Below are 25,647 nucleotides of genomic sequence, written 5' to 3' on the forward strand. Positions count from 1 at the left end.
AAAGCTGCCGGTTGGTATGGATGTCGTCCCGCGAAGCATTTGGTGGCCCGAGCTTACCCCAGCCGTGCGGAGCCTGTCAGGTAACAAGCCGCCCGGGAAGTGCAGATCAGGCTTCCTTGAAGCGATAGCCCACGCCGTACAGCGTCTCGATCATCTCGAAGTCGTCGTCGACCACCTTGAACTTCTTGCGCAGCCGCTTGATGTGGCTGTCGATGGTGCGGTCGTCGACATAGACCTGGTCGTCATAGGCCGCGTCCATCAGCGCGTTGCGGCTCTTCACAACGCCGGGGCGGGTGGCGAGCGCCTGCAGGATCAGGAATTCGGTCACAGTGAGCGTCACCGGCTCGTTCTTCCAGGTGCAGGTGTGGCGCTCCGGATCCATCCGCAGCAGGCCGCGGTCGAGCGCGCGGGCGTCCGGCTCCTTCGGCGCGGCGGTCGGATCCTTCGGCTGGCCGCGGCGGAGCACGGCCTTGACGCGTTCGACCAGCAGGCGCTGCGAGAACGGCTTGCGGATGAAATCGTCGGCGCCCATCTTCAGGCCGAACAATTCGTCGATCTCTTCATCCTTCGAGGTGAGGAAGATCACCGGCAGGTCGGACTTCTGGCGCAGCCGGCGCAGCGTTTCCATGCCGTCCATGCGCGGCATCTTGATATCGAGGATCGCCAGATCGGGCGGCGACGTGCGAAACCCATCCAGCGCCGACGCACCGTCCGTGTAGGTCATGATGCGATAGCCTTCGGCTTCGAGCGCGATCGAGACCGAAGTAAGAATGTTGCGGTCGTCGTCGACCAGGGCGATTGTGGGCATGTGCTGCTTTCACAATTTGAGAGTGGCTTAAGCGGCGGGCACTCTGGCGACGCGCCGTGGAAATGGGCTTCGAACGCGGTCAACGAGCAATGCAAGCTGGGCTGAAGTGTGACCGAGTTCCGCAAAAACGCTGCGACCCAAGCGATGGACCCCATATAGCACCCTTAGACCCTGAGAAAAGGCCCTTTTTTCATGCGGAACCGGCTCGATTCGCCCATAAAATGACCCGATAGGCCCATGCAACCGACCGCCGACTTCGACCCCGCCCGTCTTGCCCGCTCGCTGCTGCGCCGCAGCCGCCAGGGCGCGCTCGCCACGCTGATGACCGGTACCCGCGATCCCTATTGCTCGCTGATCAATCTGGCCAGCCATCCCGACGGCTCGCCGATCCTGCTGATTTCGCGGCTGGCGCTACACACCAAGAACATCCTGGCCGACGGCAGGGTGTCGCTTATGCTGGACGAGCGCGCCGAGGGCGACCCGCTGGAGGGAGCCCGGATCATGCTCGGGGGGAAGGCCGAGGAGGTCGCGGAGTCTGAGCGGGAGCTCGTCAGCCGCCGCTATCTCGGCGCCCACCCTTCGGCGGAAGCCTTTGTAGAATTTAAGGATTTTTCGTTCTTCCGGATACAGCCGAGCGGCGCCCATCTGGTGGCCGGGTTCGGCCGTATCGTCGACCTCAAGCCAGCGCAGTTCCTGACCGATCTCGGCGGGGCCGAAGCGCTGCTGGAGGCTGAGCCCGGTGCGGTGGCGCATATGAACGAGGATCACCGCGAGGCCATGAACCTCTACGCCACGCGGCTGCTCGGCGCGGAAAGTGCCGACTGGCTCTGCACCGGCTGCGACCCGGAGGGTATGGACATGCAGGCCGACCGCAACACGCTGCGGCTCGATTTCCCCGAGCGGGTCACCAACGGCACCGAGCTGCGCAAGATGCTCGTGCGGCTCGCCGGCGAGGCGCGCGCCAAGCAGTAGTGCTACGGGAATCTCGGAGCTCACCTTGAACGGCGGCCGTCGTTGCCGCGACCCATGGCGGCAGCACAAAGGATCGCGGCGCAGCGAGGCATGATGTCGCATGGCTCCCGCTCCTTGCGCGATCGTCGCCGTGCCGGGAACGAGGCCCATGAAGTCAGGCAATCATCTGGTCGTCGCGCTTGGACTTGCGCTGGCCGCGAGTGGCAGCCTGTCCGCGCCGTCGTTCGCGGAGCAGGGTAGCGTCGCGGCGCTCAGCGCGAAGATCAACGCGCTCAGCCGCGCCGGCAAATATGCCGAAGCGCTGCCGCTGGCGCAGGGCCAGCTCGACAGCCTCGAAAAGAAGTACGGGTCCGATAATCGCGATGTCGCGGCGGCGCTGAACAATCTCGCCCAGATCTACGGCGCGCAGGGCCGCGACGCCGAGGCAGAGCCGCTGTTGAAGCGCGCCATCGCGATCCTCGACAAGGTGTCGGGTTTGAATTCCGCCGACGCTGCGCCTGAATTGAACAACCTTGCCGCGCTCTATCAGCGGCAGGAGCGCTATGCCGATGCCGAGCCGTTGTTCAAGCGGGCACTGGCGATCCGCGAGAAGGCGCTGGGTCGAAACCATCCCGATCTCGGGCAGTCGCTCAACAATCTGGCGACGCTGTACGAGAAGCTCGGTCGCCACGGGGAATCCGAGCCGCTGTTCAAGCGCGCGCTCGCGATCTACGAGAAGGCGGCCGGCCCCGAGCATCCCGCGGTCGCGACCCTGCTCAACAATATCGGCCAGGTCGAGAAGGTGCAGGGGCGCTATGCGGAGGCCGAACCGCTGATCAGGCGGTCGCTTGCGATCCGCGAGAAAGTGCTCGGGCGCGAGCATCCCGATGTGGCGCGGTCGCTCAACAATCTCGCCGATCTCTATGAGCGGCAGCGCCGTTATGCCGATGCCGAGCCGCTCTATCAGCGCGCAGTCGCGATCCGGCAAGGCGCGCTCGGACCCGATCATCCCGATCTTGCGACATCGCTCAACAACCTCGCCGGGCTCTACCAGGCCGAAGGCCGCAGCGCGGACGCGCTGCCGATCGTCGAGACCACGATTTCGAATGGCCGGGCGCAGCTCCGCGTGGCGCTGCCGGTCTTGCTCGCCGCGCAGCGCCAGCAATTGCTGACCGGCGACAGGGCGCTCGACGCTGCGCTGAATGTGGTCCAGCGCGCCACGCAATCATCGGCGGCGTCGGCCGTGAACAAGCTTGCGGTGCGGCTTGCCGCCGGCACCGACCGTCTCGCGCAACTGGTGCGCCGCGACCAGGACCTCGCGGCGGAAGCCGAGGCGCTGGACAAGGCGCTGCTCTCGGCGGTGTCGAAGGACCGGGCCAAGCGCGACGCTGCGGCCGAAGCACGCAGCCGCGCGCGGCTTGCCGCGATCGCGACCGAGCGCGCCGGCCTGCAAAAGACCTTTGCGACCGAGTTCCCCGACTATGCCGCGTTGTCGAATCCCTTGCCGATGACCGCACGGGAGATCCAGGCGCTGCTCTTGCCCGACGAGGCGATGGTGCTGTTCGCGGTCGCTGACAAGGAAAGCTTCGTCTTCGCGCTGACCCGCGACGCGGTCGACTGGAAGCAGGTCTCCCTTGGCGGCGATGCGCTGTCTGCCAAGGTTGCCGCATTTCGTCGCGGGCTCGATATCGGCAAGGCGAGCGATGCCAGCGACAAGGCCGGCCTGTTCGATCTCGCACTGGCCAATGAGCTCTACGCGGCGCTGCTCGGCCCGGTCGATGCGCTGGTCAGGGACAAGCGCAGCCTGCTGGTCGCGCCTGTAGGAGCGTTGACAGCGCTACCATTCCATTTGCTGGTCACCGAGCCGCCGCCTTCAGCGATTCCCGAAACATTTGCCGGCTATCGCGACGCGGCATGGCTGTTGAAGCGGCAGGCGGTATCGGTGTTGCCTGCGGCTTCCAGCCTGAAGGCGTCGCGCGCCTTCGCGCGCAAGGAGCAAAGCACAAAGCCGCTGACCGGCTTTGGCGATCCGCTGTTCAATCCGTCGCGCGAGGGCTCGGGCGCCGGCCGCACCGCGGTCAAGCAGGCCTCGCGCGCGCTGGTGACGTCGGCCTACACCGATTTCTGGCAGGGCGCCGGCGTCGATCGTGCGCGGCTTGCCGCCGCGCTGCCGCAACTGCCTGACACCGCCGACGAATTGAATGCGGTCGCAAAGGACCTCGGCGCTGAAGCCTCCGACATCCATCTCGGTGCTGACGCGAGCGAGACCACGGTGAAGCGCGCGCCACTGACTGATTACGCAATCATCTATTTCGCAACGCATGGCCTTGTCGCAGGCGATGTGAAGGGTGTTGCGGAACCTTCGCTCGTGTTGAGCATTCCTAATCAGCCGTCAGACCTGGACGACGGACTGCTCACCTCAAGCGAGGTCGCGCAGCTCAAGCTCAACGCCGATTGGGTGGTGCTATCTGCGTGCAACACGATCGCCGGCGACAAGCCCGGTGCCGAAGCCCTGTCAGGGTTGGCGCGCTCGTTCTTCTACGCGGGCGCGCGAGCACTGCTGGTGTCGCACTGGTCGGTGGATTCGGAGGCCGCAACGCGGCTGACCATTTCGACCTTCGATCGCCTGAAGGCCGACCCCAGACTGGGACGCGCCGAGGCGTTGCGCCAGGCGATGCTCGCCTATCTCAACGACACATCCTCGGCGCGAAATGCATACCCGGCATTCTGGGCGCCGTTCGCCCTGATCGGCGAAGGCGCGGCCCGCTAGCTGGCACCTTTTGTGCATCGCAACGCCTTGTGCGCAGCGAGAAAGGCAGTGGAACGCCGCCCGACGGCTGTGAAAACAAAGCGAAAGCGAAAGCAAAACGAAAGGGTCCCGCGCTGCGGTATTTGCGCCAGATGATGTGCCCGCCTTGGAATCAACCAAAAGCCGTTCGACTGGCTTGGCAAGCCCGGCGATCCCCACTATTAGGTCGCCGGACCGGGGCCGAGAGGCTATATTCTGATGACGGTCACCGCGGCGGGGCGCGATTAGCGACATTCGCGCGAACAAGGATACGCGGGTTCGAGGAGGTACTTCGTGCAAGAGACGGGCGTGCATAACGGTGCCTTCGGCGCCGACAAATTCGGCTTAAAGAATCTCAAGGGCGTGCATTGGAACTATGGTGCGCCTCAGCTTTACGAGCATTCGTTGCGCAATGGCGAAGCGGTGCTCTCGGCCGACGGCGCGCTTTGCGCGGATACCGGTGAGTTCACCGGCCGCAGCCCGAAGGACAAGTTCACGGTCCGCGATGGCCTGACCGACAAGAGCATGTGGTGGGCTGGCAACCAGTCGATCACGTCGGAGCAGTTCGCGGCGCTCTATGCCGACTTCCTCAAGCATGCCGAAGGCATGACGCTGTTCGCGCAGGATCTCTATGGCGGTGCCGATCCGACGCATCGCATCAAGACCCGCGTCTTCACCGAGCTCGCCTGGCATTCGCTGTTCATCCGCACGCTGCTGATTCGCCCCGAGGCGTCGGAGCTCGCGAGCTTCGTGCCGGAACTCACGATCATCGATCTGCCGAGCTTCCGCGCCGATCCGAAACGTCACGGCTGCAAGTCGGAGAACGTCGTCGCGATCGATTTCGCCCGCAAGATCGTCCTGATCGGCGGGTCTTATTATGCCGGCGAAATGAAGAAGAGCGTGTTCACCACGCTGAACTTCTACCTGCCCGAGAAGGGCGTGATGCCGATGCACTGCTCGGCCAATGTCGGCCCCGACGGCGACACCGCGATCTTCTTCGGCCTGTCCGGCACCGGCAAGACCACGCTCTCGGCCGATCCCAAGCGCACGCTGATCGGCGATGACGAGCATGGCTGGAGCGCCGACGGCATCTTCAATTTCGAAGGCGGCTGCTACGCCAAGTGCATCAAGCTCTCCGCCGAGGCCGAGCCCGAGATCTACGCCGCCAGCAAGCGCTTCGGCGCGGTGCTGGAAAACGTCGTGCTCGGCGCCAACGACCGCGTGCCCGATTTCGACGACGGCTCGAAGACCGAGAACACCCGCTCGGCCTATCCGCTCGATTTCATCCCGAACGCCTCGCGCACCGGCTGCGCGCCGCATCCCAAGAATGTGGTGATGCTCGCCGCCGACGCCTTCGGCGTGATGCCGCCGATCGCCAAGCTGACGCCGGCGCAGGCGATGTATCACTTCCTGTCCGGCTACACCGCGAAGGTCGCCGGCACCGAGCGCGGGCTCGGCAACGAGCCGCAGCCGGAGTTCTCGACCTGCTTCGGCTCGCCGTTCCTGCCGCGTGATCCGTCGGTCTACGGCAATCTGCTGCGCGAGCTGATCGCCAAGCACAATGTCGATTGCTGGCTGGTCAACACCGGCTGGACCGGCGGCAAGTACGGCACCGGCCGCCGCATGCCGATCAAGGTGACGCGTGCGCTGCTCACCGCGGCGCTGAACGGCAGCTTGCGCAATGCCGACTTCCGCACCGACAAGTATTTCGGCTTCGCGGTGCCGACCTCGCTGCCGGGCGTCGAGCCGCACATCCTCGATCCGATCAAGACCTGGGCCGACAAGATCGAGTTCGACAAGACCGCGCGTGCGCTGGTCGGCATGTTCCAGAAGAACTTTGCCAAGTTCGAAGCGCAGGTCGATGCCGAAGTCCGCGCCGCCGCGCCGGAAGTGAAGCTCGCGGCGGAGTAATTCGCGCGCTGATACGTGATTTGAAAAGGCGGCCCTCGTGGCCGCCTTTTCTGTTTCAATTTCTCTATCGCCGCGCGGTGCTAACTCAATCCGTCACCCTGAGGAGCCGCGAAGCGGCGTCTCGAAGGGTCGACGGCCACCAGCCGGGCCGTGCATCCTTCGAGACGCGCCTGCGGCGCTCCTCAGGATGACGGGACCTGGTTCACGGGCTACTCGCCCATCTCCGGCAGCACTGCGTTGCTCGGCGTCTGGCGGTCGGTGATCTGCAGGCCGAACAGGCTGCCGATCAATTCGACCGCGACGCGCGCGGTGCGGCCGCGCTCGTCGAGGAAGGGATTGAGCTCGACGATATCGAGCGAACGCACCAGCCCGGAATCGTGCAGCAGCTCCATAATGAGGTGCGCTTCCCGATAAGTCGCGCCACCCGGCACAGTGGTGCCGACGCCGGGCGCCACCGCCGGGTCGAGGAAGTCGACGTCGAACGAGACATGCAGCACGCCATTCTTGGCCCTGACGCGCTCGATGAGGCGGCGGGTCAGCACGGCGACGCCGAACTCGTCGATCTGGCGCATGTCTGATATCGAGACGTTGCGTTGCCGCAGCAGCTTGCGCTCCAGCGGGTCGACCGAGCGGGTGCCGATCAGGTCGAGCTGATCGGGCGGGATCGAGGCGCGCGGCAGCCCGCCGAGCAGGTCGTCGAGGCCAGGCTCGCCGCACAGGAAGGCCGCGGACATGCCGTGCATGTTGCCGGTGATGGTGGTGGCCGGCGTGTTGTAGTCGGCATGCGCATCGACCCACAGCGCGAACAGCGGCCGGCCCTTCTCCTGCCAGTAGCGCGCGACGCCGTTGATCGATCCCATCGACAGCGAGTGATCGCCGCCCATGAAAATCGGAATCGCGCCGGAATGCGCCAGCCAGTAGGCGCGCTCGGAGAGCGTGCGGGTCCAGGTCTTCACCTCGTCGTAGAATCTGGTGTTCGCCGGCACCGGGCCGTCGGCGACCACGGCCGGGATCGCCAGGTTGCCGTGGTCGTCAACTTGGAAGTCGAGCTGCTCGAGCAGGCGAGCGATGCCTGCGGTGCGCAGCGCGTCCGGTCCCATCAGCGGGCCGGCCTGCGATGCGCCGATCTCGATGGGAACGCCGAGCAGGGCGATGCGTGATGGTTTGGAGTTGTCGGCTTCGGACATGCGGCGGTGCTCCCAAAGGCGTGGAACAGAAGCGACGCGCCAATGTTCCCTCAACCCCTGAAATAGGCAATCCGGTCACAACAGGCCAATGTGGATATGTGCGCTTCGCCTCGGTTTGACGCGTTTTCTTCACGCGAACCGGTGCCCACTTCGCTTGAAAACGCTATGCCTTGAAGTAGGCGATCTGCGTCGTGGTCGCGAGCAGGCGGCCGGAGGGCGACCACAATTCGCCGTGCTGGTCGCCATAGCTCTTGTGGAAGGTCTTGGCGTCGGCCGTGGCGAGCACGCGGGTGGTGTCCTCTGCGTCCAGGTCCGCCGCGTCGGCGTGGAAATAGGTCGTCAGCGACACCGTGCCGAACGGCACCAGCTCGTGCCGCGCGTGGAAGACGCGGCCGAAGAAGGCGTCCGACATCGACATCAGCGACAGCGCATCGAGCTTGCGCGGCACGCGGTCGGCAATCCACATCTTGGAATAGGCGCTCGACGGTTCCTTCGCGGCGCTGCCGCTGAACTTCGGTTCGCCCTCGGCAAAGCGAAAATCGTACTGGTTGGCCCAGGTCATTGCGAGCTTCGGATAGGACCGCAGCTGCTCGAACGGCACCGCGCCCGGAAAGTCGGCCGGCTGATGCGACCACGAGGGCCGGCGCTCGGCGAACACCGCGGTCGCCAGCGTCGCGACCTCGCCGCCGCCCTGCGTCATCTCGACCGACCAGTGCTGGCTCGAACGGTTGGCCTTGACCAGGCGGACATCGAGATCGAACGCGCCCTCGGCGACCGGCGCGCAGTAATTGACCGTCAGTGCCAACGGATCGCCCGCGCGCTGCGGATGCTGCATCAGCGCCCGCAGGATGGTCGCCGCCGTACAGCCGCCAAACGGGCCGACGAACGCCCAGTAATCCGGGCTGGTCCGTCCCTGCCAGCGGCTGTCGCCGGCGGTCACGGCGGTGGCTTCATCGAAACGGTGCGGGGTCTTGGTGAGCATGCTCTTTGGTTCCGTCATTGCGAGCGAAGCGAAGCAATCCAAAGCCGCAAAGCAAGTCTGGATTGCTTCGTCGCTTCGCTCCTCGCAATGACGCTCTCATCTGGACAAGCACTACCCCGGCTGCCGCGCGTAATTCAATGACGTCGGGCGTAATCGATTTCCGCGTCGCGGGATTAGCCCTTCGCCTCGCGCTGAACGCCGAGCTGCGGCGAGGCGGTCGGATGCACCGGCACGTGCCAGATGTCCTCGGCATATTCGCGGATGGTGCGGTCGGAGGAGAACCACGCCATGCGTGCCACGTTGAGGATTGAGGCGCGGGTCCAGGCGGAAGGCACGCGCCAGCGCGCGTCGATGCCGCGTTGCGCGTCGTAGTAGGAATCGAAATCGGCCGAGACCATGTAGTGGTCGAGATAGCGCAACGCGTGTCCGATCGAGGCGAAGCGGGCGGGATCGCCGGGCGAGAACTCGCCGCTCTCGATGGCGCGGATCGCGCGCTCGAGCCGCGGTGAGTTGCGGATCGCGTCGCTGGCGTCCAATCCCTGCTTGCGGCGGACCATGACATCACCGGCCTCGAGGCCGAAGATCGCGATGTTTTCCTCGCCGACATTGTCGCGGATCTCGATATTGGCGCCGTCGAGCGTGCCGATGGTCAGCGCGCCGTTCAGCGCGAGCTTCATGTTGCCGGTGCCCGAGGCCTCCATGCCGGCGGTCGAGATCTGCTCGGAGAGATCGGCGGCCGGGATGATCACCTCGGCAAGGCTGACATTGTAGTCGGCGAGGAAGACGACCTTTAGCTTGCCGCCGAGCGATGCATCGTTGTTGACGATTTCGGCGACGTCGCTGATCAGCTTGATGATCAGCTTGGCGTAGCGGTAGCTCGCCGCCGCCTTGCCCGCGAAGATTTTTACGCGCGGCACCCAGTCGCGTTGCGGCTCGTCCTTCATCGCGTGGTACAGCGCGATGGTCTCCAGGATGTTGAGCAGCTGCCGCTTGTATTCGTGGATGCGCTTGATCTGCACGTCGAACAGCGCCGACGGGTCGACCTTGATGCTGTTGCGCTCGCCGATCAGCCGCGCCAGCGCCAGCTTGTTGTGGTGCTTGACGTCGCGGAAGCGCTTCTGGAATTCGAGGTCGCTCGAATGGGTCTCCAGCCGTTCGAGCAGCGAGAAGTCGTCGAGTACGGCCTCGCCGCAGGTCTCGCGCAGCAGCGCGGTCAGCCGCGGATTGGCCAGCATCAGCCAGCGGCGGAAGGTGATGCCGTTGGTCTTGTTGGTGATGCGTGACGGATAGAGATGATGGAGGTCGTGGAACACGGTCTCCTTCATCAGATCGGAATGCATCGCCGAGACGCCGTTGATGCGGTGCGAGCCGACGAAAGCAAGTTGGCCCATGCGCACGCGGCGGCCGCTCCGCTCGTCGATCAGCGACACCGAGGCGCGATATTCGATATCGCCGGGGAAGCGCTCCTCGGCGAGCGCGAGATGCGCCACGTTGATGCGGTAGATGATCTCGAGATGGCGCGGCAACAGCCGCTCGAACAATTCGACCGGCCAGGTCTCGAGCGCCTCCGGCAGCAGCGTGTGATTGGTGTAGGACAGGGTCGCGACCGTGATTTTCCAGGCCTCGTCCCAGCGGAAATTGTGCAGGTCGACCAGGATGCGCATCAGCTCGGTGACCGCAAGACTCGGATGGGTGTCGTTGAGCTGCACGGCGGCCTTCTGCGCGAGGCTGCGCAGACCGCCATCGGAGGCGAGCTGGCGTTTCACCAGATCCTGCAGCGACGCCGAGACGAAGAAATATTCCTGGCGCAGCCGCAGCTCGCGGCCCGCCGCGCTCTCGTCGTTCGGATAAAGGAATTTGCAGATCGCTTCCGCACGCGCCTGCTCGGCGCTGGCCGAGACGTAGTCGCCGCTGTTGAAGACATCGAGCTGGAGCGGATCGGGCGCATGCGCCGACCACAGCCGAAGTGCGTTGACGTGCTGGCCGCGCCAGCCGACGATCGGCGTGTCGTAGGCCATTGCCTCGACGGTTTCCGCCGGGTGCCAGGTGGCGCGGTCCCGGCCGCGCTCGTCGACATGCTCGACATGGCCGCCGAAGTGGACGTTGTAGACCACCTCGGGCCGCTGGAATTCCCAGGGGTTGCCGAAGGCGAGCCACTCATCGGGATATTCCTGCTGCCAGCCCTGGTTCATGATCTGGCGGAACAGCCCGAAATCGTAACGGATGCCGTAGCCGGTGGCAGGGATCGCCAGCGTCGCCATGCTCTCCATGAAGCAGGCCGCCAGCCGTCCGAGGCCGCCATTGCCGAGCGCGGCGTCCGGCTCGCATTTGCGCAGCTCTGAGAGATCGACGCCGAGGTCGCCGAGCGCAGCCGCGAACACCGGCAGCAGCCCCATATTGTTGAGCGCGTCGGTGAACAGCCGGCCGATCAGGAACTCGAGCGAGAGATAATAGACGCGCTTGGCGCCGGCGTCGTAGCTCTGCTTCTCGGCCGTCAGCCAGTGGTGCACGATGCGGTCGCGCAGCGCCAGCGTCGCGGCCTTGTACCAGTCGCGCCCGGTCGCAACGGTGGCGTCCTTGCCGATCGCAAGCCGGAGCTTGGCCAGGATCGCGCCCTTGATCTCGGTCAGTGCCAGCTCATCGATCGGCTGGTTCAGTGCCGGGTAGTTTGTTTGTTCCTGCAACGCCCAATCCCTGCCGTTCAGATTTCCGGATCATGATGCGATCATATTGTCCGGATCATGCCCCAAGGCGATGATACGCGTGTTGCATGGCAATCAAAACCGCCCGAAACGTTGCCGTGCACAGCGCTGCCGACATTTTATGCAAGGACCGGGCCGATTTAGGGGCCTTCGGAACCGTCGTTGCCGGTGCTACGATCGACCGTGAAAGCCTAAATCTTGCGGCAATTTGGCGGAGGATGCGTGATGAGACTCGTGATCGAGATCGCGGCCGCAGCATTGCTCATGGTGTGCATCACGGCGACCAGCGCGGCTTACGCCGCGGGCAAACTCGACCGCAGCGCCGACGGCCTGAGCTTCAGCGTGGCGCAGAACGCCTCACCGGCCGCGCGCTGCGCCGCCATCAAGCGGCAATGCGGCGGCAAGTTCTACGCAAATGCCTGCGGTGACAAATTGCTGTCGGCGGCAAATTAAGCCGGCGCGCAAGGCGTTTCACGCGCGGTCGGGAACACCGTGGTGATACGGATTCCCAGAACTTAACGAGTTCTTTACAAACGAACCTGTCGCCCGTGGGGCGGGCACATTTTTAAGCTCCGACGCATTTCATTCCGAAGCAATTTTCAACGGGCCGCTGACATTTGTCGGCGGCCCGAATTGCTTTTGGGGGCCGTGCGAGCATGGCGACCGCTTTTTCATGAGGAAACGGCAGTCACCACAATTCGTCGCCCCGGCGAAGGCCGGGGCCCATAACCACAGCCGTTAAAGAAGATGGGACAGGTCGCTCCACTCCGGATTATCTTGCTCGATCAGGCGAAGCTTCCAGTCGCGGCGCCATTCCTTCAGCGCTTTTTCCCGTGCAATCGCCTCCTGTGGTGAAGCGTAGACCTCTACGTAAACCAGTCGCGTGACGCCGTACTTCTTGACGAATTGTGAGCCGCGTCCGGAACGATGGAGCGTCAGCCGATTGCAAAGATCGTTGCTGACGCCGATGTAGAGCGTCCCATGGCGGCGGCTCGCGAGAATGTAAACGTAGTAAGCCGCAGCATTCATTTCAGGGCACCGATCACGTGAGATGTCCGATCGCGGTGGTTATGGGCCCCGGCCTTCGCCGGGGCGACGCCTATTGATGGCATCAGAACGAATTAAGAACACTTTAGCAAGTCTTTGATATATCATTGTGATTCGGCGCCTGTGCCGACACAATATCTATGGTCTCTCAGTCTCCACGAGGACTACATGTCCACCATCGCGTTTGATCCATTCGCCCTGACCCGGATTGCCGATTTCGCGCGTTCGCTGTCGCGGCTGCATCAGGCCTCGCGTCGCCAGCCGATCGACGACGACCAGCTCGATCGCGAATTCAACGCGGTCTGCATGTCGATCTGGGGCTACACCACCGATGATTTCGGCGACGAGCTGTTCTCATCAGAGGATCACGCCTGGCTCGACGCGCTCGATGAAGCGCATGCGCGCATCTTCGCCGCCGAGCACGGTTACGATCTGGTCGACGATCACGGCATGCTGACGGATTGGTGGGGCTATTGCTGGATGATCCTCGCCGAGAAGCGCGGCATCCTCAACCCGGAGAACCGCGCGGCCGCGCGTGCCGCGATCGAGGAGAAATACATGGCTGCGCCGAACGTGATCGGCGTGATCGTGGCGCGCTAGCCGTTTTGCGTCATTGTGAGCGCCAGCGAAGCAATCCATCGCGCCACAGCGGAATCTCCTCGCAATGACGGCTTGCGCCGTCAGTTCGCCTCGGCCCGCTTGGCGGGCTTTGCGGCGTTGCCCTTCGGCACCACCGAGGACGGCGCGGCGGGCGCGACATCGCGGCTGGTCTCCGGCAGCGGCGCGTCGCCGGCGAGTTCGGCGCTGACGGGTGCGACCTTCATTTCGCCGAGCCGCGCGCGGACCGCCGCGGTCAGCCCGGGATAGGAGGCGATCGGTGTGAAGTCGAAGGACTGCTCGTTGCCGACACGGACGCCGGTATAGGCGACGAGGCCGTCGGTGGTCGCGATCACGTCGCCGGCGCGCAGCGAGGCATCGAGCGCCAGGTCGACCGGCGCAAGCCCGGCGGGGTCGCGGCCGTTGCAGGTGCAGTCGGCGCGCAGCGCCTTGCGATAGGCGAAGGCGTTTTCACTGTCGGCATAGCGCTCGCCGGTGGTCGAGGCGGCACTGTCGATATGGCCGCCGTAATAGACCTTGGTCGCGCTTGCCGGACAGAAGGCCTGGCAAAGCTGCGCCGGCGTCGCGTTGCCGCGCATGGTCAGCGGAAAATATTTGCCGTCGCAGCTGCGCACACAATAAGCGGGCCCGGAACCGGCCACCCGCGGCGCCGAGATGGGTGCGGACGTCGGCCGTTCCGGTTGTTGGTTGAGGCCGAACGGATCGGCGAAGAAATTGGCCTGTGGCGGGGCCTGCCGGCCCTGCTGCTTCTGGGAACCGCCGAAGAACAAGTCGAACAGCCCTTCGGCCGACACAGGCGCGGGCACGACCAGCACGGAACCCGCAAACGCCGCGGCGGCAAGCATCACGCGGCGCCGCATGCGCCGATCACTCAACTCTGTACGCAACGCCAACTCCACCCGACGCACCACGCCGCGGCGACAAAGGTGCCGCGGCGGATTCACCATAATCCGGGATGGTAAACGAGCGATTGATCGCGCGTGACGGCGTCACAGGAAGAAGGCGAGTTCGCGATCGACAGGATCTCGTCATGGCCGGGCATAGCCGTCCGAAGGACGGCGTCGCTTCCGCTCGCCTATGACCCGGCCATCCACGTCTTCGCCTCCACGCGGTGAGAAAGACGTGGATGCCCGGGTCAAGCCCGGGCATGACGGCGGAGGTTACCGCGAGAGCGCGATCAGCCCTTCAGAAACTCGCCGGCCTTGTACAGCGCGCGGAACGGCAGTCCGGCTTCGGCAAACGTCTCGGTGGCGCCTTCCTCGCGGTCGACCATGGTGAAGACCAGCGCGATCTCGCCGCCGGCCTCGCGCACAGCTTCCACCGCTTTCAGCGCCGAGCCGCCTGTCGTGGTGACGTCCTCGACGATCACGATGCGCTTGCCTGCCAGGGTCTCACCCTTGGCGAGCCCTTCGACGGCAAGCCGCGCGCCGTGCTCCTTCGGCTTCTTGCGCACGAAGAAGGCGGCGATCGGGTGGCCCTTCAGCCAGGAGAGCTGTGCGATGGCGCCGGCCAGCGGCACCGCGCCCATCTCGAGCCCGCCGACGAAATCGAGCTTGTCGTCCTTCAGCGCCTCATAGGTGAGCTCGGCGAGCAGCGCTGCGCCTTCGGGATCGAGCATCGTCGGCTTCAGGTTGAAATAGAAGTCGCTCTTGCGTCCCGACGCCAACGTGATCTCGCCGCGGCCGAACGAACGCTTGCGGATGATCTCGGCGAGGCGGGCGCGGGAGGCTGATTTGGACAAGGCTTTTTCCCTTTGGGGGCTTTTTGGGGGTTTGCGGCGGCCGGCAATCTATCGGCGGTCTCCAACACATTCCAGCGGGTAAATCCCGCCGTCAACAGTGCCCGCGTCGCCATTTCAGCGCAGCCGTGTGCGGAAAGCGCGGGTTGTGCGATCAACGGGTTCCCCCTAAAGCAAGCGCCAAACACTTGCGAGGGAAGCGGAAATGTCCATCGAGCTGCACACCTGGAACACGCCCAACGGCCGCAAGATCTCTGTCGCGCTGGAGGAAATGGGCCTGCCCTACAAGGTGATCCCGGTGAATATCGGCAAGGGCGAGCAAATGGCGCCCGGCTTCCTCGAAATCAGCCCGAACAACAAGATCCCGGCGATCGTGGACCCCGACGGTCCCGGCGGCAAGCGCGTCAGCATCTTCGAGTCCGGCGCGATCCTGCTCTATCTCGGCGAGAAAACCGGCAAGTTCCTGCCGAAGCCGCTCACCGAGCGGATTCCGGTCTATGAGTGGCTGATGTGGCAGATGGGCGGTTTCGGCCCGATGCCGGGCCAGGTGCATCATTTCATCGCGCTGGAGGACGAGCAGGACCGCGCCTATGGCCTGAAGCGCTACATGGCCGAGACGCGGCGGCTCTACGGCGTGCTGGATCGCCGGCTGGATGGCCGCGACTTCGTCGCCGGCGATCTCTCTGTTGCCGATTTTGCCATCCTCGGCTGGGCCTGGCGCCATCCGCGCCACAAGGTCGATCTGGCCGACTTCCCCAACGTCAAGCGCTGGTACGAGACGCTGATGGCCCGCCCCGCCACCAGGCGCGGCATGGACGCGAAGCTGGATTGATCTGGTGTGTCATTGCCGGGCTTGACCCGGCAATCCATCCTCTTCGCAAAGACCTTTCGATGTTTGCGTGCGCAAACGATGGATGCGCGGGTCAAGCCCGCGCATGACGAGATGGGCTCTACGCCCTCCTTGCCTCGAGCGCCATCTTCATCGCAAGCCCTGCGAGCACCGTGCCCATCAGCCAGCGCTGCACCAGCAGCCAGGTCGGGCGGGCGCCGAGGAACACTGCGATCGAGCCGGCGGCGAGCGCGATCATCGCGTTGACGCTGACGCTGATCACGATCTGGATCGAGCCGAGCGCGAGCGACTGCGTCAGCACGCTGCTGCCGGTGGGATCGATGAACTGCGGCAGCAGCGCGAGATAAAGCATCGCGATCTTCGGGTTCAGCAGATTGGTGACAAAGCCCATCGCGAACAGTTTGCGCGGGCCGTCGACCTTCAGCGTCTTGACCTGGAACGGCGAGCGCCCGCCGGGCTTCAGCGCCTGCCACGCCAGCCAGAGCAGATAGGCCGCGCCGGCAAAGCGCAGCGCGTCATAAGCATAGGGAATCGCAAACAGCAGTGCGGTGATGCCGAACGCCGCGCACAGCATGTAGAACACGAAGCCGAGCGCGACGCCGCCGAGTGAGACGATGCCGGCCCCGGGCCCTTGCGTGATCGAGCGCGAGATCAGGTACATCATGTTCGGGCCCGGCGTCAGCACCATGCCGAGGCAGACGAGTGCAAAGCCGAGCAACGCGGATGTGTGGGGCATGTTGGCTCTCGCGAGGGGATACACGCACTTCTAGCGTGTCATTCGCCGCGCAGCCATGCTGGAATTGCTCTCGGAGCAATGTAGCGGCAGCGGTGGTGCGAGGGCTTCGGCCGGAACGACCGATCGCACACCGCAAGTGAGGTGAGCACATCGGTTAGGCTCCCTCTCCCCTTGCGGGAGAGGGTGGGGAGAGGGGTAGCCGCGGGCGAGATGACTAATGGACGCGCGGCTCGTGCAATTTCGAACCGCGCGTCGTCGAAACTCATGTTGAGAGAGCACGTCGTGTGGTACCCCTCTCCCCACCCTCCCCCGCAAGGGGGGAGGGAGCCCGTCTGCTGGTGCTCACCTTACTTGGAGGGGAGTCGCATAGGCGGCGATAGCGTCACTTCACCAACGAGCAGCCACCGTCCCTGAGCCCCGCCCTTGCGGGGCGAGGTGAAGATCAATGCGCCTCGTCCCAGTTGGTGGCCGCCCGCGCGTCCACCTGCAGCGGCAGCGACAGGATCACTGCAGGGAAGGGCGCGTCCTGCATCACCTTCTGCACCACAGGCAGCGTCGCCGCGACTTCGCCGTCGGGCACCTCGAAGATCAGTTCGTCATGCACCTGCAGCAGCATCTGCGCCGACAGCTTTTTCTCGGCCAGCGCGTCCTCGACCCGGATCATGGCGCGGCGGATGATGTCGGCGGCGGTGCCCTGCAGGCGTGCGTTGATCGCGGCGCGCTCGTTGAAGGCGCGCACCGAGGCGTTGGAGGCCTTGATATCAGGGTAATAGCACTTGCGGCCGAACAGCGTCGTCACATAGCCATTGCGGCGGCAGAAATCCTTGGTCTCGTCCATATAGGCGCGGATGCCCGGGAAGCGCTCGAAATATTTCTTGATGTAGGCCGAAGCTTCCTCACGGGCGATGCTGAGCTGGTTGGCGAGGCCGAACGCCGAGATGCCGTAGATGATGCCGAAGTTGATCGCCTTGGCGCGGCGGCGCACCTCGCTCGGCATGTCCCTGATCGGCACGCCGAACATTTCCGAGGCGGTCATGGCGTGAATGTCGAGCCCGTCGCGGAACGCCTGGCGCAGCACCGGTACGTCGGCGATCTCGGCGAGCAGCCGCAGTTCAATCTGGGAATAGTCGGCCGACACCAGCTTGTGGCCCGGCGTCGCGATGAAGGCGCGGCGGATCTTGCGGCCGTCCTCGGTGCGCACCGGGATGTTCTGCAAATTCGGCTCGTTCGACGACAGCCGCCCCGTCGCGGTCGCCGCCAGCGCGTAGGTGGTGTGCACGCGATGGGTCTGCGGATTGACGTAGGTCGGCAGCGCGTCGGTGTAGGTCGATTTCAGCTTCGAGACCTGGCGCCACTCCAGGATCTTCCTCGGGAATTCGAGACCCTGTTCGGCGAGGTCGTCCAGCACCTGCGCGGTGGTCGACCAGGCGCCGGTCTTGGTCTTGGTGCCGCCGGGCAATCCCATCTTGCCGAAAATGATGTCGCCGATCTGCTTCGGGCTGCCGATATTGACCGGCTCGCCGGCGATCTGCTGGATCTCGGCCTCGACCCGCGCCGCGGTCTGGGCGAAATCACCCGACAGCCGCGACAGCACCTGGCGGTCGATCGAGATGCCGCGCCGCTCCATCCGCGCCAGCACCGACACCAGCGGCCGCTCCAGCGTCTCGTAGACCGTGGTCATCCGCTCGGCGACCAGGCGCGGCTTCAGCACGCGCCACAGCCGCAGGATCAAATCGGCGCTTTCGGCGGCGTATTCGGTCGCCTTGTCGATCGTGACCTGATCGAAGGTCAGCTTGCCCTTGCCGCTGCCGACGAGGCCGCCGTAACTGACGACGGCATGCTCGAACCAGCGTTCGGCGAGCGATTCGAGCGCATGCGAGCCGCGGCCGGCATCGAGCGCGTAGCTCATCAGCTGCGCATCATCGATGTTGCGCAAGGTGATGCCGTGTTGCGCCAGCATCACCGAGGTGAACTTGACGTTGAAGCCGACCTTCTGGATGCCGGCGGACTCCAGCAGCGGCTTCAGTGCGGCAAGCGCCTCGGCCGCCTTGATCTGGCCGGGTGCGAGGCCGGCATCGAACAGGCCGGCGCCGCCGCCGGGCTGGCGGTGGCTGAGCGGCACGTAGCAGGCGTCGTTCGGCGCCAGTGCCAGTGCGAGCCCGGAGAGCTCGCCCTGCATCGGATCGATCGATTCGGACATCGCCTCGATCGCGACATAGCCGGTGTCGGGCACGCGGGCGACGAAGGCCTTGAGCTGGTCGAGGCTGCCGATCGCCTGATACGCCTTGCGGTCGAAGCCGGTGTTGCGGATCGCTTCGCCGCGGGTCTCCGCCAGCGCGGCCGGCGTGCCCTTCAGGCTGGAATTCTTGTCGTCACGGGCGCCGCTCGGCTTGCCGCGACCATTCGAAGCCGGCCTTGCGGGTGCAGCAGCGGTCGATCCGTCTCCGGGCGCCGGCGTGACATCCGACGGCGGCAGCGGCGAGAACACGCTGGCGCCGCTCTTGTTGCCGGGATCGGCGTCGACATTGGCGGGATCGATCTGCGCGTATTCGGCGACGCGGCGGGTGAGGGTGGAGAACTCCATCGCCTTGAGGAAGGCGACCAGCCGGCGCGAGTCGGGCTCGTGCACGGCGAGGTCGTCGAGCGGCACGTCGAGCGCGACCTTGTCGTCGAGCAGCACGAGCTGGCGCGAGATGCGGGCCTTCTCGGCGTTCTCGAGCAGCGCCTCGCGCCGCTTCGGCTGCTTGATCTCGCTGGCGCGGAACAGCAGCTGATCGAGGTCGCCATATTCGATGATCAGCTGCGCCGCGGTCTTGATGCCGATGCCGGGCACGCCGGGAACGTTGTCGGTGGAATCGCCGGCCAGCGCCTGCACCTCGACCACCTTCTCCGGCGGCACGCCGAATTTCTCGATCACCTCGTCGCGGCCGATGCGGCGATCCTTCATCGTGTCGTACATCACGACCTTGTCGTTGACGAGCTGCATCAAATCCTTGTCGGAAGATACGATCGTCGTGGTCGCGCCGCGCTCGCTCGCCAGCCGCGCATAGGTCGCGATCAAATCGTCGGCCTCGAAGCCTGACTGTTCGAGGCAGGGCAGGTCGAAAGCGCGCACCGCCTCGCGGATCAGCGCGAATTGCGGGATCAAATCGTCCGGCGCCGGCGGCCGGTGCGCCTTGTAGTCCGGATAGAGCTTGTTGCGGAAGGTGATCTCCGACTTGTCGAACACGATCGCCAGATGCGTCGGCCGGTTGTCCTCCGGCATGTCGCGCAGCAGCTTCCACAGCATGTTGCAGAAGCCGAGCACGGCATTGACCTGCAGCCCGTCGGATTTGCGGTTCAGCGGCGGCAGCGCGTGATAGGCGCGGAAGATGTAGCCCGAACCGTCGACCAGGAAGACATGGTCGCCCTTCGCCGCGGGCCTGGTAGCAATGGGCTCGGCGGCAACGGGCTTGGGGGCGGTCTTCGGGGCTGATTTGGCGGGGTCTGTGGAGGCTGTTTTCGGCATGGCCGAAACTTAGGGATTTTTGCGCGGATTGACAGCCTTTGCGTCACAGAATCCGCTTGTGCCACACAACCAAATCGTCGTCCTGGCGAAGGCTGGGACCCATACCCACAATGGGTTGTTAGAGGACCGTCGTGCCGCCTGCCGGTTACGACGGCCGCGGCGTATGGGCCCCGGCCTTCGCCGGGACGACAATAGAGAAGAGCTACGCCTTGTCGCCGGTCGGCGAGAACAAATAGCCGCCGCCTCGGATGGTCCGGATCACCGACGGCTTGGTCGGATCGAATTCGATCTTGCGGCGGATCCGCATGATGCGCAGGTCGACGGCGCGGTCGAAGGCTTCCGCATCGCGCGCATTGGCGAGTTCCAGCAACCGCTCGCGCGACAGAACCCGCTTCGGATTGGCCGCGAACACCTTCAGCAGGCCGAATTCGGAGGCCGTCAGCGGGTGCTCATTGCCTTCGTCGTCGCGCAAGGCCTGGGCCTCGAGATCGAGCCATTTGGTGCCGAACCGCACCAATTGCTCCTTTTCGGCCTTCGCGCTGGCCGGTTCCGGCGCCGCAGTCTTCGCGGGGCCGCTCCGCCGCAGCACCGAGCGGATGCGCGCCATCAGCTCGCGCAGCTCGCAGGGTTTTGCGACGTAATCGTCAGCGCCGAGCTCGAGCCCGACCACGCGGTCGATCGGACTGGCAGTAGCTGTCAGCATGATGACGGGGACGTTGATCTTGCTCTTGAGGTCGCGAATGATCGACAGCCCGTCTTCCTCGGGCATGTTGAGGTCCAGCACCACGAGATCGGGCGTGCTGCTCTCGATCTCCTTGCGCAGGCTCTTGCCGCCATCGCACAGCGTCACGCCAAAGCCGTGCATCTTGAGGTAATCGCCGACCATCTCGCGGGCCGGCGCCTCGTCGTCGACGATGAAGATATGCGGGTTCTGGTTCATGATGTCTCTGTCGCCGGCAGTGTAACCGTAAAGGTCGACCCCTGTCCGGGACCGGGGCTCTGAGCGGTCACATGGCCGCCATGCATGTCGATGATGCGCTTGACGATGGAGAGGCCGAGGCCGGTCGAGCTCTCGCCCGCGGTCGGCTTGGCCGACAGCCGCTGGAACCGGCCGAACAGCCGCCCGAGATCCTCGGGGCTGAGGCCGGGGCCCTGGTCGGAGATGCGGATCACGGTGTCTTCGCCCTCGTGGCTGACCGAGACCGTGATCTTGCCGCCGATCGGCGAGTATTTGATAGCGTTGCTGACGAGGTTGTCGATCGCCTCGCGGATCCGGTCGGCGTCGCACATCGTGACGAAATGCTGCGGACCCGAGACCGAGATGCTCTGCTGCTTGTTGACGGCCGAGGGCAAATTGGCCTCGGTGACCTCGTTGACGAGGGCCGCGACGTCGACCGGCTCGCGGCGAATGGTGATGTCGAAGGCATCGGCCATCGCATCCGAGATCAGGTGGTCGACCATCGAGGTCAGCCGCTTGGTCGCATCCCGGATGTGCTCGACCTGCGACGTGACGCTCTCCTTCGGCGAGCCGGCGCCGATCAGTTCGGTCAGCATCTCGGTGCGGCCGAGGATCACGCCGAGCGGATTCTTCAGGTCGTGGGCGACGGTGCCGAGGATCTCGTTCTTGAAGCCGTTGGCGCGCTGCAGCCGCAGCCACTGCGCCGACAGCCGCCGGTTGGCCTGCATCAGCGCGCGGGTGCGCTGCGCGACGCGGTCCTCGAGCTGGCTGTTGGCCTCGTGCAGCTGCTGGTACAGGATCACATTGTCGAACGCGATCGACAGCCGGCTCGAGAAGATCTCGACCAGCGCACGGTCGGTGTCGGAGAGCTGGCGTTCGGCCTGCAGCAGCACCACGACCTCGCGGCCGCTGCCGGTGCGCGAATAGAGCACGCTGCGGTGGTCGGCGAATTCGTTCTTGCGGCGCTGGAATGCGGCCTCCACCATGTGCCGCAGGTCCGCATCGAGCGCCTTCGACGAGGTGGTGCCGATGAAGCGGCTGTAGCAGCCCGAGCAGGCCAGCACCGAGAAATCGCATGCGGCTGCGTTGCCGTCGTCGCGCAGCACCAGGATCCCGGCGCAATCGACATTGAGCAGCGAGGCGAGCTGGGTCAGCACGCCTTCGGCGAGACGCTGCATCGACTTGAAATCGTACAGGGTCGAGGCGGCGTCGATGATGATCTCGAGGCCGCGCCTTGTCTGCACCATGCGCTCGAGCTGCTGGTAGCTGCGCAGCGCGGCCGTCAGCGAGGTGAACAGCTTGTCGGCGGTGAGCTCGGTCTTCGCCTTGTAGTCGTTGATGTCGTACTGCACGATGACGCGCCGCTCCGGCGCCTGGCCGGGCTGGCCGGTGCGCAGGATGATGCGGACGGTCTCGTTCTTGATCTCGCTGCGGATGTACTCGACGAGCTCGAGGCCGGCGACGTCGGTCTCCATGATGACGTCGAGCAGCACGGCTGCGATGTCAGGGTTGTCCCGCATCAGCGTGCGGCCTTCGGCCGCGGAGTAGGCCGAGAGGATCTCCAGCGTCGAGCCGTTCAGATTGTAGTCGCTGAGCGCGAAACGGGTGCCTTCATGGACGGCGTGATCGTCGTCGATGACGGCGATCTTCCATTTGCGGGCCGACGAGTCCTCCGGGGGGCTCTCGGTATCGTCGATCAGTTGGAGGACATCGTCCTGTTCGGCCATTGACTGGTTCCGTCAGCTGCTGCGTCAGTGATCGTGGGCTGGCCCTTGGCGATCCTGGGCATGATAATGCGAAAAGTGGTGCCTTGTCCTACCCTTGACTCCAGCATCATGCGTCCGCCGAGCTGCTGGGTGACCAGGTTATAGACGATATGGAGGCCGAGGCCCGTACCACCTTCGTTGCGGCGCGTCGTAAAGAAGGGGTCGAACGCCTGCCGCTGCACGTCCGGCGTCATGCCAGCCCCGTTATCCGCGAAGATGATCTCGACGTCGTCGGCGCCGCGTCCGCGCGCCGAGATCGTGATGTTGCCGGAGCGGCCGTCGGCGAAGGCATGATTGACGGCGTTGAGGAAAAGATTGGTTAAGATCTGCCCATAGGCGCCCGGATAGCCGTCGATCAGGAGCCCCTCGGGCACGTCGACGGACAGCGCGATGGCGGCCTTCTTCAGGACCGGCCGCAGGCTCGCCACGATCTGGTCGGTCGATTCGCCCAGGCTGAACTGACGTCGCTCGGCATGCGAGCGGTCGACGGCGACCTGCTTGAACGACTGGATCAGTTCGCCGGCGCGCTGCAGATTGGAGACCAGCTGCTGCGAAGCGTCGCGCGAAGCGCGCACGAAGTCATCGAGCTTGGAGCGGCGCAGCGGCTCGGTCTTCAGGTCGTTGTCGAACATCTCGGCGCGGCGGGCAAAGCTCGAGGCCACCGTCAGGCTGATGCCGATCGGGTTGTTGACCTCGTGGGCGACGCCGGCCACGAGGCCGCCGAGCGCGGCGAGCCGCTCGGCATCGATCAGGTTCTGCTGCGCGGCATTGAGCTCGAGCAGCGCGCTTTCGGCCTTCTCCTTGGAGGTCCGCAGCTCGTCCTCGGTCTTGCGCTTGGCGATCGCGTTTTCGCGGAACACCTCGACCGCGCGCGCCATGGCGCCGACCTCGTCCCTGGCCGAGGTGCCCTGCACCGGCCGGTCGAGATCGCCCGAGGTGATCGTGCGCATCGCGGCCATGATCTGCGCGAGCGGCAGCCGGATCGACAGTGCGATCATGACGCCGGCCGACATGATGACGCCGAGGAAGACCACGGCAATCGACAGCACCCGGCGCGAAATCGACGACAGCGTCCTGTCGAAGGTCTCCTGCGCCTTCTGCTCGCGCTGGCGCATCTTCACCGAGAGATCGTCGATCGCGCCGATCGCGTCGGCCTGGCTGGCGTCGATCGAGTTGCGCAACAGGTCGGTGCGGTTGGTGAGTTGTTCGCTCAGCTTGCCGAGCCCGTCGCGCAGCTCGGCGGTCTTGACCTTGAGCCGCGCCAGCGCCATGCGCTGCAAATCGTTCTCGGCCATATCGGTCATGACCGGGATCGTCTTCTCGATCGTGTCGATGTTGCGGCGGGCCTCCTCGGCCGACGACGAGGCGAGCGAGAGGTAGTAGGCGTTGGCGGCGACCAGCAGCGAGGTGAACGCCTCGCGCGACTTGCCGAGCGCGGGCCAGATCAGCGCGTCGCGATGCCCGGTCGCGCCCTCGATGATCGAATAGAGTCCGGCCATGTCCTTGGTCGGCGTCAGCACCTGCTCGTCATAGGTCTTGGAGATCTTGGTCTGCAAGGTACGCAATTCACCGAAGCCGTCGAGGAAACGGCTGGTGACGCGTTCCAGCTGCTCGACCGAGCCCGACAGCATCGGGTCGGTCGAGGCCCGGTTGGTCAGCGTGCCGAGCACGGCCTCGCGCAGCAGCAGGATTTCCGCGAACAGGTCCGGGCTCGGCTGGTTGATGTAGCGGTGGATCAGGTTCTGCAGCCGGCTGGTCTCGCTTTCGAGCTTGGCCAGGATCTTGTCGGATTCCCGCACCTGGCGGACATCCTCCCAGGCGGAGCCGAGCACCTTCGAACCGTTCCAGATCAGCACCGCGAGCACGATCACGACCGCGGAGTTGAGCAGCGCGATCGAAAGAATGCGCCAGCGGATCGGCACCGCACGCAGCAACTGGACGATACGGAAACGGCCCTGCGGCCCAAAGGCCGCCGGCCGCCGTGTCTTCCTGTCCTGTTTGGGTGCAGCCAAGATCCGGTTACTCCATGTTGCGGATGCGTTCGATCAGCGCGGATAGAGCGGGATCGCGCTCGGCCCTGGCATAGATGCCGGCCATCGCCGCCTCGAACGGCTTGCGGTCGAAGTCGGTCACGACCTTGACGCCCGCGAGCTCCGCCTGCTTGCGCGAGCGCTCCTCGAGCTCCCGCCACTTGTCGCGCATATAGATGCTGGAGCGCTGCGCGGCATCGCGGAACATGGTCTGCTCGTCCGGCGAGAGGCTGGCCCAGGCCTTGCGCGACATCACCAGCACTTCCGGGCTCATGGTGTGCCGGGTCAAGGTGTAGTAGCCGGCGTATTTGTAGTGGCCGGTGGTGACGAAGGACGGCCAGTTGTTCTCCGCGCCATCGATCAGCCGGTTGGCGAGCCCGGTCAGCACCTGGCCGTAGGGCATTTCGACCGGCTGGGCGCCGAGCGCGCGGATCACGTCCGACATCTGTTCGGATTGCTGCACGCGCAGCCGCAGCCCCTTGAGGTCGTCGAGCGAGCGCACCGGGCGGACGCTGTTATAGATCGAGCGGGCGCCGGAATCGTAGAAGGTCAATCCGACGAAGCCATGGGCTTCGAAACTGTTCAGGATCTCGGTCCCGATCGGTCCGTCCAGCACATGTTGCAGGTGCTCAAGCGACCGAAACAGGAACGGCATCGCCAGCACGTTGACCGACGGCACCATGGTTCCGATCAGCGCGACGTTGGTCCGGTTCAGATCGATGGCGCCGGCCCGGGTCTGTTCCAGCGTCTCCTTTTCCTCGCCGAGCTGGCGGGAATGGAAGACCACGATGCGGTGCCGGCCGGAGGTCCGCTCGGCGATCAGGCGGTCCATGTAATTCAGTGCCTGAACGGTCGGATAGTCCTCATTCTGGGTATCGGCAGTGCGGAATTCGCGCGCAAAAAGGCTCGCCGAAACCGCTGTCCATAACAGCGCGACGGCAAGCATCATTGTCCGCGAAAGGCCGGCGCGGCGGTACACAGGCTACAATTCCCCTTGTGATTTGTGTCCAGGGCGGGAGAAAAAGGTTCAATGCTTTCTAGCAGAACGTGGGTGGTTCGCCCATCGG

General features: G+C 65.0%; 19 protein-coding genes. 6 read left to right on the plus strand and 13 right to left on the minus strand.

Annotated elements, in window-relative coordinates:
- Positions 1 to 106: 106 nt before the first annotated feature.
- Entirely contained in the window at positions 107 to 808 is a 702-nt protein-coding gene (locus G6P99_RS04955; RefSeq protein ID WP_016843287.1) for a response regulator transcription factor, read from the minus strand.
- 237 nt (positions 809 to 1,045) lie between these two features.
- Between G6P99_RS04955 and G6P99_RS04960 the strand changes: the two genes are divergently transcribed.
- The 3 genes from G6P99_RS04960 (at position 1,046) to G6P99_RS04970 (ending at position 6,458) form a co-directional block, all read left to right on the plus strand.
- A complete protein-coding gene (locus G6P99_RS04960) occupies positions 1,046 to 1,780 on the plus strand; it encodes a HugZ family protein (RefSeq protein ID WP_029082971.1) in 735 nt (244 codons plus the stop codon).
- Between the two features lie 148 nt (positions 1,781 to 1,928).
- Entirely contained in the window at positions 1,929 to 4,529 is a 2,601-nt protein-coding gene (locus G6P99_RS04965; RefSeq protein ID WP_165127476.1) for a CHAT domain-containing tetratricopeptide repeat protein, read from the plus strand.
- 312 nt (positions 4,530 to 4,841) lie between these two features.
- A complete protein-coding gene (locus tag G6P99_RS04970) occupies positions 4,842 to 6,458 on the plus strand; it encodes a phosphoenolpyruvate carboxykinase (protein WP_029082970.1) in 1,617 nt (538 codons plus the stop codon).
- A 209-nt stretch (positions 6,459 to 6,667) separates the two neighbouring features.
- Here the strand turns inward: G6P99_RS04970 and rocF are convergent, their stop codons facing one another.
- The 3 genes from rocF to G6P99_RS04985 all read right to left on the minus strand — a co-directional run bounded on the left by rocF (position 6,668) and on the right by G6P99_RS04985 (position 11,311).
- Positions 6,668 to 7,645, minus strand: coding sequence for an arginase (gene rocF / locus G6P99_RS04975; protein ID WP_029082969.1), 978 nt, complete (start codon positions 7,643 to 7,645; stop codon positions 6,668 to 6,670).
- Between the two features lie 163 nt (positions 7,646 to 7,808).
- Positions 7,809 to 8,627 carry an acyl-CoA thioesterase gene (locus G6P99_RS04980; RefSeq protein WP_029082968.1) on the minus strand — a complete coding sequence of 273 codons (819 nt, stop codon included), beginning with the start codon at positions 8,625 to 8,627 and terminating at the stop codon, positions 7,809 to 7,811.
- Between the two features lie 173 nt (positions 8,628 to 8,800).
- Positions 8,801 to 11,311 (minus strand): glycogen/starch/alpha-glucan phosphorylase, encoded by a 2,511-nt coding sequence (locus tag G6P99_RS04985; RefSeq protein WP_029082967.1) that lies wholly within the window; start codon positions 11,309 to 11,311, stop codon positions 8,801 to 8,803.
- Between the two features lie 243 nt (positions 11,312 to 11,554).
- On the opposite strand from G6P99_RS04985, the gene G6P99_RS04990 reads away from it, so the two are divergent.
- Positions 11,555 to 11,782, plus strand: coding sequence for a hypothetical protein (locus G6P99_RS04990; RefSeq protein WP_029082966.1), 228 nt, complete (start codon positions 11,555 to 11,557; stop codon positions 11,780 to 11,782).
- Between the two features lie 285 nt (positions 11,783 to 12,067).
- Here the strand turns inward: G6P99_RS04990 and G6P99_RS04995 are convergent, their stop codons facing one another.
- On the minus strand, positions 12,068 to 12,358 hold the full coding sequence (locus tag G6P99_RS04995; protein WP_029082965.1) for a GIY-YIG nuclease family protein: 291 nt from the start codon (positions 12,356 to 12,358) through the stop codon (positions 12,068 to 12,070).
- 186 nt (positions 12,359 to 12,544) lie between these two features.
- Here G6P99_RS04995 and G6P99_RS05000 point away from each other — a divergent pair, with 186 nt between their 5' ends.
- Entirely contained in the window at positions 12,545 to 12,976 is a 432-nt protein-coding gene (locus G6P99_RS05000) for a hypothetical protein (RefSeq protein WP_029082964.1), read from the plus strand.
- Between the two features lie 80 nt (positions 12,977 to 13,056).
- On the opposite strand, the gene G6P99_RS05005 is transcribed toward G6P99_RS05000, so the two are convergent.
- Entirely contained in the window at positions 13,057 to 13,854 is a 798-nt protein-coding gene (locus G6P99_RS05005; RefSeq protein WP_029082963.1) for a DUF2865 domain-containing protein, read from the minus strand.
- A 317-nt stretch (positions 13,855 to 14,171) separates the two neighbouring features.
- Positions 14,172 to 14,735 (minus strand): orotate phosphoribosyltransferase, encoded by a 564-nt coding sequence (gene pyrE / locus G6P99_RS05010; protein ID WP_029082962.1) that lies wholly within the window; start codon positions 14,733 to 14,735, stop codon positions 14,172 to 14,174.
- Positions 14,736 to 14,937: 202 nt separating this feature from the next.
- Here pyrE and G6P99_RS05015 point away from each other — a divergent pair, with 202 nt between their 5' ends.
- On the plus strand, positions 14,938 to 15,564 hold the full coding sequence (locus G6P99_RS05015; RefSeq protein ID WP_029082961.1) for a glutathione S-transferase family protein: 627 nt from the start codon (positions 14,938 to 14,940) through the stop codon (positions 15,562 to 15,564).
- A 118-nt stretch (positions 15,565 to 15,682) separates the two neighbouring features.
- On the opposite strand, the gene G6P99_RS05020 is transcribed toward G6P99_RS05015, so the two are convergent.
- The 6 genes from G6P99_RS05020 to G6P99_RS05045 form a co-directional block, all read right to left on the minus strand.
- Positions 15,683 to 16,318, minus strand: a complete 636-nt coding sequence (locus G6P99_RS05020; protein WP_029082960.1) for a LysE family translocator — start codon at positions 16,316 to 16,318, stop codon at positions 15,683 to 15,685.
- A gap of 442 nt (positions 16,319 to 16,760) precedes the next feature.
- Positions 16,761 to 19,826, minus strand: coding sequence for a DNA polymerase I (gene polA, locus G6P99_RS05025; protein ID WP_029082959.1), 3,066 nt, complete (start codon positions 19,824 to 19,826; stop codon positions 16,761 to 16,763).
- 202 nt (positions 19,827 to 20,028) lie between these two features.
- Entirely contained in the window at positions 20,029 to 20,766 is a 738-nt protein-coding gene (locus tag G6P99_RS05030) for a response regulator (RefSeq protein WP_029082958.1), read from the minus strand.
- A complete protein-coding gene (locus tag G6P99_RS05035; protein ID WP_029082957.1) occupies positions 20,763 to 22,511 on the minus strand; it encodes an ATP-binding response regulator in 1,749 nt (582 codons plus the stop codon). Before G6P99_RS05035 ends, G6P99_RS05030 begins: the two co-directional genes overlap by 4 nt.
- Positions 22,481 to 24,472 carry a sensor histidine kinase gene (locus G6P99_RS05040; RefSeq protein WP_156928763.1) on the minus strand — a complete coding sequence of 664 codons (1,992 nt, stop codon included), beginning with the start codon at positions 24,470 to 24,472 and terminating at the stop codon, positions 22,481 to 22,483. Before G6P99_RS05040 ends, G6P99_RS05035 begins: the two co-directional genes overlap by 31 nt.
- Positions 24,473 to 24,569: 97 nt before the next feature.
- Positions 24,570 to 25,526: a TRAP transporter substrate-binding protein gene (locus tag G6P99_RS05045; RefSeq protein ID WP_051346523.1), complete on the minus strand. Its 957-nt coding sequence runs from the start codon at positions 25,524 to 25,526 to the stop codon at positions 24,570 to 24,572.
- Positions 25,527 to 25,647: the final 121 nt, after the last annotated feature.

The sequence above is a fragment of the Bradyrhizobium sp. 6(2017) genome, assembly GCF_011058295.2.
Taxonomy (GTDB): domain Bacteria; phylum Pseudomonadota; class Alphaproteobacteria; order Rhizobiales; family Xanthobacteraceae; genus Bradyrhizobium; species Bradyrhizobium septentrionale.